The 11618-nt window shown below is 69.4% G+C and carries 11 protein-coding genes and 1 tRNA gene; 4 read left to right on the forward strand and 8 right to left on the reverse strand.

What is annotated here, in order from left to right; all coding sequences use genetic code 11:
• Nucleotides 1–35: 35 nt before the first annotated feature.
• Both LR394_RS32730 and LR394_RS32735 read right to left on the reverse strand, forming a co-directional pair.
• A complete protein-coding gene (locus LR394_RS32730) occupies nt 36–566 on the reverse strand; it encodes a GNAT family N-acetyltransferase (protein WP_231448489.1) in 531 nt (176 codons plus the stop codon).
• A 231-nt stretch (nt 567–797) separates the two neighbouring features.
• On the reverse strand, nt 798–1400 hold the full coding sequence (locus tag LR394_RS32735) for a uridine kinase family protein (protein WP_231448490.1): 603 nt from the start codon (nt 1398–1400) through the stop codon (nt 798–800).
• Between the two features lie 63 nt (nt 1401–1463).
• Here LR394_RS32735 and LR394_RS32740 point away from each other — a divergent pair, with 63 nt between their 5' ends.
• A complete protein-coding gene (locus tag LR394_RS32740) occupies nt 1464–2438 on the forward strand; it encodes an asparaginase (protein ID WP_231448491.1) in 975 nt (324 codons plus the stop codon).
• 6 nt (nt 2439–2444) lie between these two features.
• On the opposite strand, the gene LR394_RS32745 is transcribed toward LR394_RS32740, so the two are convergent.
• Genes LR394_RS32745 through LR394_RS32760 form a run of 4 tightly spaced genes read right to left on the reverse strand, consistent with a single transcriptional unit; the run spans nt 2445 to nt 7883 of the window.
• Nucleotides 2445–3446: an oligopeptide/dipeptide ABC transporter ATP-binding protein gene (locus tag LR394_RS32745; RefSeq protein ID WP_231448492.1), complete on the reverse strand. Its 1002-nt coding sequence runs from the start codon at nt 3444–3446 to the stop codon at nt 2445–2447.
• Nucleotides 3443–5359 carry a dipeptide/oligopeptide/nickel ABC transporter permease/ATP-binding protein gene (locus tag LR394_RS32750; RefSeq protein WP_231448493.1) on the reverse strand — a complete coding sequence of 639 codons (1917 nt, stop codon included), beginning with the start codon at nt 5357–5359 and terminating at the stop codon, nt 3443–3445. Before LR394_RS32750 ends, LR394_RS32745 begins: the two co-directional genes overlap by 4 nt.
• On the reverse strand, nt 5356–6297 hold the full coding sequence (locus tag LR394_RS32755; RefSeq protein ID WP_269330186.1) for an ABC transporter permease: 942 nt from the start codon (nt 6295–6297) through the stop codon (nt 5356–5358). Before LR394_RS32755 ends, LR394_RS32750 begins: the two co-directional genes overlap by 4 nt.
• A 14-nt stretch (nt 6298–6311) precedes the next feature.
• A complete protein-coding gene (locus tag LR394_RS32760) occupies nt 6312–7883 on the reverse strand; it encodes an ABC transporter substrate-binding protein (protein WP_231448495.1) in 1572 nt (523 codons plus the stop codon).
• A 341-nt stretch (nt 7884–8224) separates the two neighbouring features.
• Here LR394_RS32760 and LR394_RS32765 point away from each other — a divergent pair, with 341 nt between their 5' ends.
• Nucleotides 8225–8425 (forward strand): hypothetical protein, encoded by a 201-nt coding sequence (locus LR394_RS32765; RefSeq protein ID WP_231448496.1) that lies wholly within the window; start codon nt 8225–8227, stop codon nt 8423–8425.
• Nucleotides 8426–8613: 188 nt separating this feature from the next.
• Nucleotides 8614–9402 (forward strand): alpha/beta fold hydrolase, encoded by a 789-nt coding sequence (locus LR394_RS32770; protein WP_231448497.1) that lies wholly within the window; start codon nt 8614–8616, stop codon nt 9400–9402.
• A 285-nt stretch (nt 9403–9687) separates the two neighbouring features.
• Here the strand turns inward: LR394_RS32770 and LR394_RS32775 are convergent, their stop codons facing one another.
• Nucleotides 9688–9864, reverse strand: coding sequence for a hypothetical protein (locus LR394_RS32775; RefSeq protein WP_231448498.1), 177 nt, complete (start codon nt 9862–9864; stop codon nt 9688–9690).
• 38 nt (nt 9865–9902) lie between these two features.
• Nucleotides 9903–10502: a DUF1963 domain-containing protein gene (locus LR394_RS32780; RefSeq protein ID WP_231448499.1), complete on the reverse strand. Its 600-nt coding sequence runs from the start codon at nt 10500–10502 to the stop codon at nt 9903–9905.
• 94 nt (nt 10503–10596) lie between these two features.
• Between LR394_RS32780 and LR394_RS32785 the strand changes: the two genes are divergently transcribed.
• Nucleotides 10597–10669 (forward strand) — tRNA-Arg (locus tag LR394_RS32785).
• Nucleotides 10670–11618: the final 949 nt, after the last annotated feature.

Raw genomic sequence — 11618 nt, forward strand, 5'->3', positions numbered from 1 at the left:
GGTGCGGGCCGGACCCGCACCTGGCCAGGACGAACTCAGAGCAGATTCTTCATCAACCGGTTCTCCACGTCCCAGTGCCGGCGCACGCTGATCGGCTGGGCGATCCCGGTGTGCCGGTAGCCCAGCCGCCGGTAGACCTCGGTGGCCACCGGGTTGGACTCCAGCACCCAGAGCACCAGCACCCCGACGCCCTGGCGCAGCGCCTGCTCCTCGACCGAGGCCAGCATCTGCTTCAGCACCCCGTGGCCCCGGAAGTCCGGGGCCACCCAGACCGACTCGATGCAGCGGGTCCCGAAGGGCGCGTTGGGGCCGCCCACCGGATCCGGCTCGGGCAGCATCCCGATCAGGCCGACCAGCCGGCCGCCGGATCTGGCCACCGTCCAGGAACCGGTGCGCAGCCGGCGCCGCCAGGCCCGCCGGTGCACCAGCCGCTCCTGGGAGTAGCTCCCGCAGAAGGCATCCGGGGACGACCGCAGGGCCATCAGCCGGGCCTCACGCAGAGCCGGCCAGTCGGCTTCCTGCAGCCGGACCACCTCAACCCCGCGCCCGCGCGCCTCCGGGATCAATCCGGAGGCTGGAGCAGACCTGAAATCTTGCTCCGGACATTGGAAATCGACATCCTGAATCAGCACCGCCGCACCCCGTCAAGACAGAAACCAGTGTCACGGGCGCGCCTTCGCCGTGGTGCACGCGCCCGTACGCATCAGCGCTCCCTGAATTCTCACGCGGCCCGCGGTAGCTGGCAACGACGGAACGAGCTAGGTGCAGCAGTGCTGCGGTGCCCGGATCCGCCCGGGTCAGGTCGCCAGGCGAAGATCGAAGCCCGCGGCCGGCACGATCCGGCCGAAGTAGAAGTCCTCGGCCTGGCTCCAGAGGTCGAACCAGGCGTCGTGCCACTGCTCGCCGTCGCGCTCGCGCAGCCGCCGGCGCCGGGTGGGCAGGTCAGCCTCGGCGAGAACCCGCAGGTCGAGCTGGTCGGCGAGTTCCGGGCGGGCACTGTAGGCACCTTCCAGGACGATCACCCGGGCCGGCTCGGCCACCGTCGCAGTGGTGCTCAGGCGGCCGTCGAAGGCCTCCCAGTCGTAGCCGAACCAAGTTCCGTTCTTGCCCGCTCGTAACGTTGTCAACAGTTCGCGCTGGCGCCGCCAGTCCATCACCTCGGCCACTTTGGCGGCCGGGGAACGTCCGGCCCACTCCTCCAGCGAGCCTCCGGCGTAGAAATCGTCGCCGTCGATGACCAGACATTCTCCGAGCAACCCGGCCACCGCCCCGGCCAGCGTCGACTTCCCGGCCCCCGAGCGTCCGTCGATCGCCACAACGAACGGTCGTTCGCCGAGAACGCCCTCGGAAGTCAGTTTCACCCGAATGGCATCGGCCAGCTGCGGCGCTGCGGCAGTCATCCGGTCAGCCTGCCCCACCCGCCCGATTCGACGCACCGGGTTTACACCCGACAGATTGCCGCCATGAAGAAGGTTCTGCTGATCACCCTGGGCGGCACGATCAGCTCGTCCGGGGCCGGGGACACCCCCGGTGTGGTGCCGCGCAGTGGTGCCGACGAGCTGGCCGGCCAGCTCGCCCCGTGGCTGCCCGACGTGCAGGTAGTGCCGCACGAGCTGCGGCTGCTGCCCTCGCCCTCGCTGGGCTTCGCCGACCTGTTCGCGCTGCTGGAGCACATCGCCGAGGCTCGGGAAGTGGACGGCGTGGTGGTCTCGCAGGGCACCGACACGCTGGAGGAGACCGCCTTCTTCCTGGACGTGCTCGGGGCCGGGCGGCAGCGCCCGGTGGTGGTGACCGGCGCGATGCGGGATCGGGACACCCCCGGTGCCGACGGCGCCGCGAATCTGGTGGCCGCGGTCCACGTGGCGTCGTCGCCGCGGGCCAGCGGGGTGCTGGTGGTGTTCGCGGACCGGATCTTCAGCGGTCGCACGGTGCGCAAGGACAGCGCGGTGCATGCGGACGCGTTCACCGCCTCGCCATGGGGTGCCCTCGGACTGGTACGGGAGGGTGAGGTGCATCTGCCGCTGTCGGCCGGTGACTCCCCCGTCCTCAAGGTGCCTTTGGACGTCGACGCGCCCGAAGTCGCTTTGCTCAGCACCGGGGTGGACGACGACCTGCGGATTCTGCCGGGCCTGGCCGGGTTCGGGTACGGCGGCGTCGTGCTGGAGGGGATGGGTGGCGGGCACGTGGCCGCGCGAGCAGTCAGCGCGGTGGAGAACTGCCCGCTGCCGGTCGTCCTGTGCAGCCGGGCCGGAGCCGGGCCCACGTTGCGCCGGACCTACGGCTACCCCGGCGGTGAGATCGATCTGCTTGAGCGCGGCCTGATCTGGGGCGGGCACCTGACCGGTGTGAAGGCGCGGATCCTGCTCATCCTCTGCCTGATGCGCGGCCTGAGCGGGGATGCGTTGCGCGAGCAGTTCGAGCAGATAGCCAACAGCTGACCGAGCTCAGCCGCCCACCCCGTCCCTGGTCTGAACCAGATCCTCGGCCGTACGGATCGGATGGATGCACCGGTAGCTGCCGCCCTCTTCGGTGGACAGGGGCGGCAACCCGGCCGCGCACTCGTCGGTGGCGCGCCAGCACCTGGTCCGAAAGTTGCAGCCCGAGGGCGGATTCGTGGCGGAAGGGACGCGTCCGCTGAGCGGGATCGGGCGGGCAGCGGTGAGCAGGCGCGGGGTCGCCGAGAACAGTGCGTGCGTGTACGGGTGCCGGGCGCCGGTCTCGACCTGGCCGGCCGGGGCCTCCTCGGCGATCCGGCCGAGGTACATGGTGACGATGCGGTCGGACATCCGGCGCACGGTCTGGATGTCGTGCGAGACGAACACCATGGCCAGACCGAGTTCGGACTGCAGACGGTCGAGCAGGTTCAGGATCTGGGCGCGGACCGAGACGTCCAGCGCCGAGGTCGGTTCGTCGGCCACCAGCAGATCGGGCTCCAGGGCGAGCGCGCGGGCGATGGCCACCCGCTGCCGCTGACCGCCGGAGAGCTGGGCGGGCACGGCGTCGGCCACGGCGGCGGGCAGGCCGACCAACTGCATCAACTGACGGACGCGGGTGGCCCGGGCGGCGCGGTCGCCCCGGCGGTGGACGACGAGGGGGTCGGCGATGATCCGCTGAACGCTGAGCCGGCGGTTCAGCGCGGTGGACGGGTCCTGGAACACCGTGCCGATCCGGGCACCGAACGTCTTGCGCCGCTCGGCCGCCGACATCGACCACAACGGCTGACCGCGGAAGCTGACCGTGCCGCCGGTGGGCTTCTGCAGACCGACCAGCACCCGGGCCAGAGTCGTCTTCCCGCAGCCGGATTCACCGACCACGCCGACCGTCTCCCCGGCCCGCACGGTCAGGTCGGCCTCGGTCAGCGCGTACACCGAGGCACTGCCGAAGAGCCCTTTGCCGCGGATCCGGTGCACCACCGAAACGTTGTCCAGCTGCATGAGTTCGCTCATCGTGACACCCCCACCGGGTAGTGGCAGGCCACCAGGTGATCGCCTTCGGCCTCGACCGGCGGCAGCTGCAGTGGGCAGACCTCCGCGTGCGCGGCCGGGCAGCGATCGGCGAAGCGGCAGCCCTGGTTGAAGTCGGCCGGGGCCGGCACCACGCCCTTGATCTGGGCCAGCACCTGCTCCTGCTGCTCGATCGAGACCACGCTGGCCAGCAGCCCGCGGGTGTAGTGGTGCCGCGGTCCGCCGACGATGTCGGCGGTACGGCCGGTCTCGGCCACCTGCCCGGCGTACATCACCACCACCCGGTCGGTGAGCTCGGCCACCAGCGCCAGGTCGTGCGAGACCAGCACCAGCGCGAAGCCGAGCTCGGCCTGCAGGTTCAGCAGCAGCTCCATCACCTGGGCCTGCACGGTGACGTCGAGGGCGGTGGTGGGCTCGTCGGCGATGATCAGCTTCGGGTCCCGGGCCAGGGCCAGCGCGATCAGCACCCGCTGCCGCTGCCCGCCGGAAAGCTCGTGCGGGTAGGCCCGCAGGGTGCGCTCCGGGTCCAGCCCGACCAGCTGCAGCAGCTCCTGCGGCGAGCGCCGGCCGCCGCGCCGGGTGACCTGTTTGAGCTGGCTGCGCACGGTCAGCGCGGGGTTCAGCGAGGAGAGCGCGTCCTGGTAGACCATGGCGATCTCGCGGCCCATCAGCCGGCGCCGTTCCTTGGCCGGCAGGGTGCGCAGATCCCGCTGGTGGAAACGGATCTGGCCGCCCAGTACGGCTCCGGGCGGTTGCAGACCCATGATCGCCAGCGCGGTCAGGGACTTGCCGCAGCCCGATTCGCCGATCAGGCCGAGCACCTCACCCGCCCGCACGCCGAACGAGATGTCCTGCACCACGGCGCTGCCGCGATGCCGCTGCGGGAAGCTGATCGACAGGTGCTCGACCTCCAGAACGAACTCGCCCGGTTCCCGGTGCCTTTCCCGCAGCCGCGCCCCGACCTCGCGCAGGGCCTGCTCCGGCAGCTGCGGCGGCCGGTTCTCGGCGGCCGCGCGGGCCAGGTCCTGCTCGGCCGCCTGCTGGGCCTGCGGCCGGGCCGAGGGTGCCGCCCAGGCGTCGGAGATGCCCTCGGCCAGGATGTTCAGCGCCAGCACGGTGATCAGGATCAGCAGGCCGGGGAAGAACGTGGCCCACCAGCCGCCGATCAGCACCAGGTCCTTGCCGTCGGCCAGCACCGAGCCCCAGGACGGCTCGGGTGGCTGGATGCCGGCCCCGATGAACGACAGCGAGCTCTCGAACACGATCGCGTCGGCCACCAGGATCGTGCAGAACACCAGCACCGGCGCCGCGCAGTTCACCGCCACGTGCCGGGTCAGGGTGTAGAAACGCCGGGCCCCGATGGTCTTCTCGGCGGACACGTAGTCCTCGGCGTACTGCGCCAGCACGTTGGCCCGGACCACCCGGGTGACCTGCGGGACGTAGAGGAAGCCGATGGCCAGGATCAGCACCGGGATGTCCCGCCCGAACACCGCCACCAGCACCGCGGCCAGCGCGATCCCGGGGAAGGCCATCACCACGTCGAGCACCCGCATCACCAGTTCGTCCACCCGCTTGCCGGCGGTGGCCGTGAACGCCCCCAGCACAGCCCCGCAGGCCAGGGCGAACGCGGTGGCGAGCAGGCCGATGGCCAGCGACCAGCGGGTGCCGTGCAGCAGCCGGGTGAACACGTCGCGGCCGTTGTCGTCCACCCCGAGCCAGTGCTGCGCCGACGGGCCGCCGGTGTCCGCGCTGATCTCGTTCGGGTCGTAGGGCGAGATCCAGGGCGCCAGCAGCGCCACCAGGACCAGCAGCACCAGCACGGCCAGGGCCGCGTAGGCACCACCGCGCCGCAACCGGATCCCCGGGCGGGCCAGGTCGAGCAGCCGCGGCCTCACGACGCGGTCCGCAGCCGGGGGTTGGCGATCAGGTAGAGCACGTCGACCACCAGGTTCACCACCAGGAACCCGATCGCGATGGTCAGCACGAAGCCCTGGACCTTGGCGATGTCACCGTCGCCGACCGCCTGGATCATGTTCTGCCCCATCCCGGGCAGCGCGAACATGGTCTCGATCACCACCGCGCCGCCGAGCATGTAGCCGATCCGCAGGCCCAGCACGGTCAGTGGATTCACCAGGGCGTTGCGCAGGACGTTGCGGCCGATGACGACCAGCGGCGGCAGACCCAGCCCGCGGGCCGTGCGCACGTAGTCCTTGTCCAGCTCCTCCACCACCGAGGTGCGGATGATCCGGGTCATCTGGGCGGCCACCGGCAGGGCGAGCGAGAAGGCGGGCAGAGCAAGTGAATTCAGCCAGGGCCCGAGGCCTTCGGAGGGGTTGACGTAGCCACCGGTGGGAAAGAGGCCCCGGCCCACCGCCAGCCACTGGATCAGCAGCAGCGCCACCCAGAACGGCGGGGCGGCCACCCCGACCAGGCTGACCAGGCGGATCAGCTGGTCGGGCCAGCGGTCGCGGAACACCGCGGCGGTGACCCCGAGCAGGGTGGCCACGGTGAGCGCGATGACGATGCCGAGCGCGGTGAGCTGCACGGTCAGCGGCAGCGCGGTGCGGATGGTGTCCAGCACCGGCTGACGGGTGATCAGCGAGGTGCCGAAGTCGCCCTGGACCAGATCGCCCACGAAGGCCACGTAACGCACCGGCAGCGGATCGTTCAGCCCGTTCGCCTCGCGGAACGCCTCCAGCTGCTCCGAGGTGGCGCTTCCCCCCTCGAACGCGGCCAGGGCCGGGTCGGTCGGGGCGAAGCGCATCACCACGAAGACGAACAGGATGACGCCGAGCACCAGCGGGACGAAGAGCAGCAGACGCCGCAGCAGCATCCGCGCTACAACGGTCACTCCCCGTCGGCTCTCTGGGCCCGGATCAGGTTGATGCCCGGATAGCCCTGCGGCTGAATCCCTTCCAGCCGGTCCGGCACCCAGGCGGTGACCAGCCGGGTGAACACCACCGGGTAGAGCACGGCCTCCTCGGCGATCGCGTCCAGCACCTTCTTGTTCTCGGTGGTGGCGGTGGCCTCGTCGGCCGCGTAGGCCGCCTTGTCCATCTGCGCGTACAGCGCCTCGGCCTCGGGGCCGGCGAACCGGGCGTAGGTGTTCGACCAGAGCGACTCGGGGCTGTAGTAGAACCGCTGGATCAGGTCCGGGTCGTTGCCGAACTGCTGCGGGTTACCCGAGGCGGCCACCACCTGGTAGTCCTCCCCGCCGTCGAGCTTGGAGAACAGGGCCTTGGTGTCCTGCGGGTTCAGCGTGGTGCTCACCCCGACCGCGTCCCAGCCCTCCTTGATCACGTTGATCGTGTCGGCCACCAGCGAGGTGTTGGTGGAACCGAGGGTGATGCTGAGGTTGCTGACCCCGGCCTCCTGCAGCAACTGCCGGGCCTTGTCCGGGTCGTAGGCGAAGTCGGTGGCGGCCTTCTGATAGGCCTCCAGCTCCGGGTTCAGGTACGAGGTGGCGCCCACGCCCTCGCCCTTCAGCGCGACCTGGACCACCTTCTCCTTGTCGATGGCGTAGTGCAGCGCCTGCCGTACCCGCTTGTCGTCGAAGGGCTTCTTGGTGGTGTTGAACATCAGGAACACGTTGTTCTGGCCCTGGACCGCCTCGACCTCCCGGCCGTCCTTGCGCAGCTGCTCGATGTTGGCCGGCGGGATGTTGTCGGCGATCTGGGCACCCGGCCGGGCCCCGGAGATGGCCGCCACCCGCGGCGCCGCATCGACGATGGAGCGCCAGACCAGGGTGTCGTACTGGGCCGGGTGCTCGCCGTTGTACTGGTCGTTCTTCACGAACGTGGTGTGGTCCAGGGCGGCCTGCTCGGTGATCTTGTACGGGCCCGAGCCCAGCGTCTTACCGGCCGCCGCCTCCTCCCACTTCCCGTCGAAGACGTGCTTGGGCACGATCATCGCGGTCTGCACCCGGGCCAGCGCGTACTGGAAGGGGCGCTTGAGCCGGAACTCGACACTCGTGTCGCTCGCCGCCACCACCTCCTCCAGCCAGCCTGAGAAGAAGGCCCGCAGCTGCACGTTCTCCTGCGGATCGAGGATCCGGTCGTAGGTGAACACCACGTCCTGCGCCGTCACCGGTTGCCCGTCGGACCATTTCGCCCCTTCGCGCAGTTCGAAGGTGATGGTCTCGCCGTCGGTCTCGGTGGGCACCGCGGCCAGGCCGGCCTCCGGCTCCCGGGTGATCGGGTCACCCGAGACCAGTGGCTCGTAGACGTTGGTGAAGGCGGCCATCGAGAACGCCGAGGCGGTCTGGGTGGGATCCCAGCTCTGGTTGTTGCCGTAGCCGATCACGGCGGTGAGGGTGCCGGTGTCGGCACTGCTGTCCGACGAGGCCGGGCCGCCGCAGGCCGCCACCAGCAGGGCGGTGAGTGCGAGACCGACGAGCCTGGAGCGAGTTGAGCGCTGCATCTGGTGACTCCTTTGTCTGCCAGTCGGCCGACCACGGGACCTTGCGCCCCCAAACCTTAAGTACGCAGCCGAATCTCTGGCAAACCGGCACGCAAACCGCACTCAGCCTTGCTTTTCGCGTCTTTCGGGGAATTGACCACCGCAAGAGGGCGAATTTGAGACGGGCGGGTCGCCTGGGCGGTCAGGAGCCACCGGGGTGGGCGCGGTGGTTGAGGACTTCGCCCGCTCCGGCTCTCTCGGGCTGGTGGCCAGCATTCAGCCGGAACACGCCATGGACGACCGCGACGTGGCCGACCACTACTGGAAAGGCCGCACCGACCGGGCTTTTGCCTTCCGCTCCCTTGCACGACGCCGGCGCCGTACTGCGCTTCGGCTCGGATGCTCCGGTCGCTCCCCTCGACCTCTGGCTGGCCATCGCCGCCGCTGTCGGCCGTAATCGCGACGGGCGCGAGGCCTGGCATCCGGAGCAGCGGGTGCCGCTCTCAGTCGCCCTCGACGTCAGCGCTCGGGGCGAGTTGCCGCCGGTGAACCCGCCGACCTGATCGTTCTGGAGCACGACCCGAGCACCCTGCCGGTAGACGATCTGCGCACCTTGCCGGCGGCCGGCACCCTGCTGGGCGGCCGCTGGACCTGGAAGGACTTCTGATACCCGACATCCGGATCTTCATCCAGAACAGTTCTGAACTGCCCCGTCTCAGCGGCCGAGGCCCTCGCCAGCTAGGTTGACTGCATGCCGGTTTTCACCCGTGACGACGTGACCCTGGAATACGAACGCCACGGCGACCCCCAGGGCAAGCCGGTCTTCATCCACCACGGCCTGCTGGGATCGGCCGGAATCTCCCCGGAATGGGGCAAACTCGCCGCCGAGGCATCGCTCTGCCTGATCGTCGTGGCCCGCCCGGGCTACGGCCGCTCCACGCCCCTGGTGATGAAGTCGATCGGCGAGTGGGCTGCGCTGCTCTCCCCCTTGGCCGACTCCCTGGAGCTGACCAAGTTCAGCGCGCTGGGCATCTCCGCGGGCGCCCCCTACTGCTACGCCCTGGCCGCGGGCCTGCCCGACCGCCTCGAGCGCGTCGCCGTCCTGGCCGGCCTCGGCAAGGTGAACGAGGCCGAGACCCGCGAGCTCTACCCCGAAGAGTCTCAGCGAGCGTTCGAGATGTTCGCCGAGCAACCCGAGGCCGACGTCCGCCGTTACTGGTTCGAAAGCATGGCCGTCGGCCTGGCCACCATGCCTGAGGACCACCCGTTCCGCCGCCCGCTCACCGACTCCTGCGCCAACGGCGCCGCCGGCCCCGGCCGCGAGGCCGTGCTGCAGCAGCGCGAGTGGGACTTCGAACTCGAGACCCTGACCACCCCCGTCACCCTGTGGCACTCCCGCCTCGACGACCAGGTGCCCTACTCGACCGCCGAGATCATCGCCGCCCGCATCCCCGGCGCCGTGCTCAACGAGCAGCCCGAGCCCGGCCACATCCCCTCCGAGCCCATGGTCCGCGCCGCCCTCGCCCACCTCGCGGACTAACTTCCGGATCGCCCACCCTCGGTCCCCTGACGGGTCGATCAGCCCGGGACCGCAGCAGCACCTCTTCGAGCTGACGGGCCTCGGCGTCGAGCAAGCCAGCCGTTCACCAACCCGCGGCACCGACGGCAATGCCCATTGGACCACCACGCCCCACGAGCAGGATTCAACCCTCTTGGCCGGGCCACGTTGCCGCTACGTCAACCCAGAGCGGGCCGAGCCATCACCCGATTGCGTACATCACGTACCCCTGGTGCCATGTGTACACAAAGCGGCGTTTCCACCCGCTCAGCCGGCGTGCTGGATGCTCAGAAGGTAGGCCAGCTTCTGGTCGTACTCGTTGATCGCCGGCTCAGCATGCGTCGCGACCTCACTGGTCACGCACTCCTCGAGCGGCACACGGGCGGAGCTCTCCAGCTCGGCCAGGCTCACGGCGTACTTCGAACGTTCCCCAGACGTTGTCATGAGCTGAGTGTGCACCCATCCCTGACCTGCGCAAAGACCTATTGCTGCCAGAGAAAGGCCGCGGTCAGGCAACCGGAGCAGTGAAAGGCGTAGGCGCAGCCCCCACCGAAGTTGGCGCCGGTCTCGTACTGGTGCCCCTCCTCCAGCTGAGCAGCCAACGTCATCGCCTTCCCACAATCACCACAATCCGGCGTTTCCTCCCCCTGCAGCCAACTCGGCTCCCCGCCAAGCTGCCCCAACACCACCCGCTGACCTACCCCCTCCTCGCTACCGAAGCGCCGGCGAGCTTCGTCGTAGTCGGGAGCAGCTACGTCCACAATTTTGATGGCCGAGACCTCACCCAACTGAACCTCGCCAACCGCCGGAACCCCTACAGCCGCCAGCTCCCCCGTAAACACGAACGCCCGGTTCCCGCCCGCTACCGCGTCCCACTCATCGCACAACCCCGGATCGTTCTGGCACATGAACACCGACAACAGCCCCTCCCCGAGCGCAATCTGCGCCAGGAACTGCATGTTCCCCCCGCAAGCCGCGCACATAGGCCACGTGAACCCCGCCGGGGCAAGCGGAACGCCGCCCGTACGAGTACCGGGCGCATCGGGGGCCGCGGAACCGGCGTAGACCATCAGCTTCGGCATGGGCGGAGTCTAGGTCTGAGGACTCCGTGATCCGTGGAGCGCTCTGACCTGGGCAGATCTCGTTCGCCAGCGGGTGCGCTAGGCTGTTCGGGCCGCCCTCGTAGCTCAGGGGATAGAGCATCGGTTTCCTAAACCGTGTGTCGGAGGTTCGAATCCTCTCGGGGGCACCCAGGTCAGACCGCAAATTCGGCCTCTGACCAGCGCGTTTAACCTTTCCCTCCAACTGCCGGTGAGTGCCACCGGATGCCGCCAAAAGCAGCCTTGAGCCACTGCCTGTGTCCCATGTGTGTCCCAGACCGGGTGCTGAGAGAGAAACGTTTCCGCAGGTCAGGGCCTAGGTGTCGGCCGACCCGATCAAGCGCTGTGTCCCAGGACAGACGAAGGGCCGGAACGTATGCCCGTCCCGGCCCAGTCGTGAGATGTGTGGTTGTCAGTCTGCCAACGCCTTGTCGATCTTCCCGTTGGCTTCGCCGGCCCCGTCGTCGATGCAGCCCGCGTAAATCTTGAGCAGCACATCCACGCTGTGTCCCGCCCGCCGCGCCACCTCAGGGGAGGGCACTCCGGAGTTCAGCCAGAGAGTCACGCCGCCGTGCCGGAGGTCGTATGGCCTTGCTGCAACAGGGGTTACGCGAACACCGGGCGGCATGCCGAGTGCCCGGACGACCCTCAGGTCATTGCCCGCGTCAGGCTGGCGCACTACCTCCAGCCCATCCGCGGCGAGGTGCATCTGGCGATCAACAACGGGGTCTCGATTGCCGAATGCACGGAGTACACCCAGAACCGAGTACCGTTCTGGACCGGTGACGACATCGGTGACATGCTCGCCGATCGAGGCTCGAACCCCTTGCTGCGCTCCTACTTATGGTCGTACCCGGCCGGGATCGACTGGTGGGTGAGCCTCGCAGACCAGGCAGACCCCGAGATCCGGAAGCAGACCCTACGTGCCGCCTACCAGCGACCCCTCACACCGACCCACCTCGCTGGCCTCTGGCCGGACGGCCCAGCTATCGGCGGACCCGGCGCCGCTACTGGCCTACGGAAGCCTTCGCTTCCCTGAGGTCGTCCAGGTCCTGATCGACCGCACCCTGACCACGACGCCGGCCACTCTCGCCGGAT

The sequence above is a fragment of the Kineosporia babensis genome, assembly GCF_021129305.1.
In the GTDB taxonomy this organism is placed as follows: Bacteria; Actinomycetota; Actinomycetes; order Actinomycetales; family Kineosporiaceae; genus Kineosporia; species Kineosporia babensis.

Coding starts and splice junctions, on each gene's coding strand:
- LR394_RS32735 (WP_231448490.1), bottom strand. CDS start 1,400: ATGACTGCCGCAGCGCCGCAGCTGGCCGATGCCATTCGGGTGAAACTG.
- LR394_RS32770 (WP_231448497.1), top strand. CDS start 8,614: ATGCCGGTTTTCACCCGTGACGACGTGACCCTGGAATACGAACGCCAC.
- LR394_RS32740 (WP_231448491.1), top strand. CDS start 1,464: ATGAAGAAGGTTCTGCTGATCACCCTGGGCGGCACGATCAGCTCGTCC.
- LR394_RS32780 (WP_231448499.1), bottom strand. CDS start 10,502: ATGCCGAAGCTGATGGTCTACGCCGGTTCCGCGGCCCCCGATGCGCCC.
- LR394_RS32775 (WP_231448498.1), bottom strand. CDS start 9,864: ATGACAACGTCTGGGGAACGTTCGAAGTACGCCGTGAGCCTGGCCGAG.
- LR394_RS32760 (WP_231448495.1), bottom strand. CDS start 7,883: ATGCAGCGCTCAACTCGCTCCAGGCTCGTCGGTCTCGCACTCACCGCC.
- LR394_RS32755 (WP_269330186.1), bottom strand. CDS start 6,297: ATGCTGCTGCGGCGTCTGCTGCTCTTCGTCCCGCTGGTGCTCGGCGTC.
- LR394_RS32745 (WP_231448492.1), bottom strand. CDS start 3,446: ATGAGCGAACTCATGCAGCTGGACAACGTTTCGGTGGTGCACCGGATC.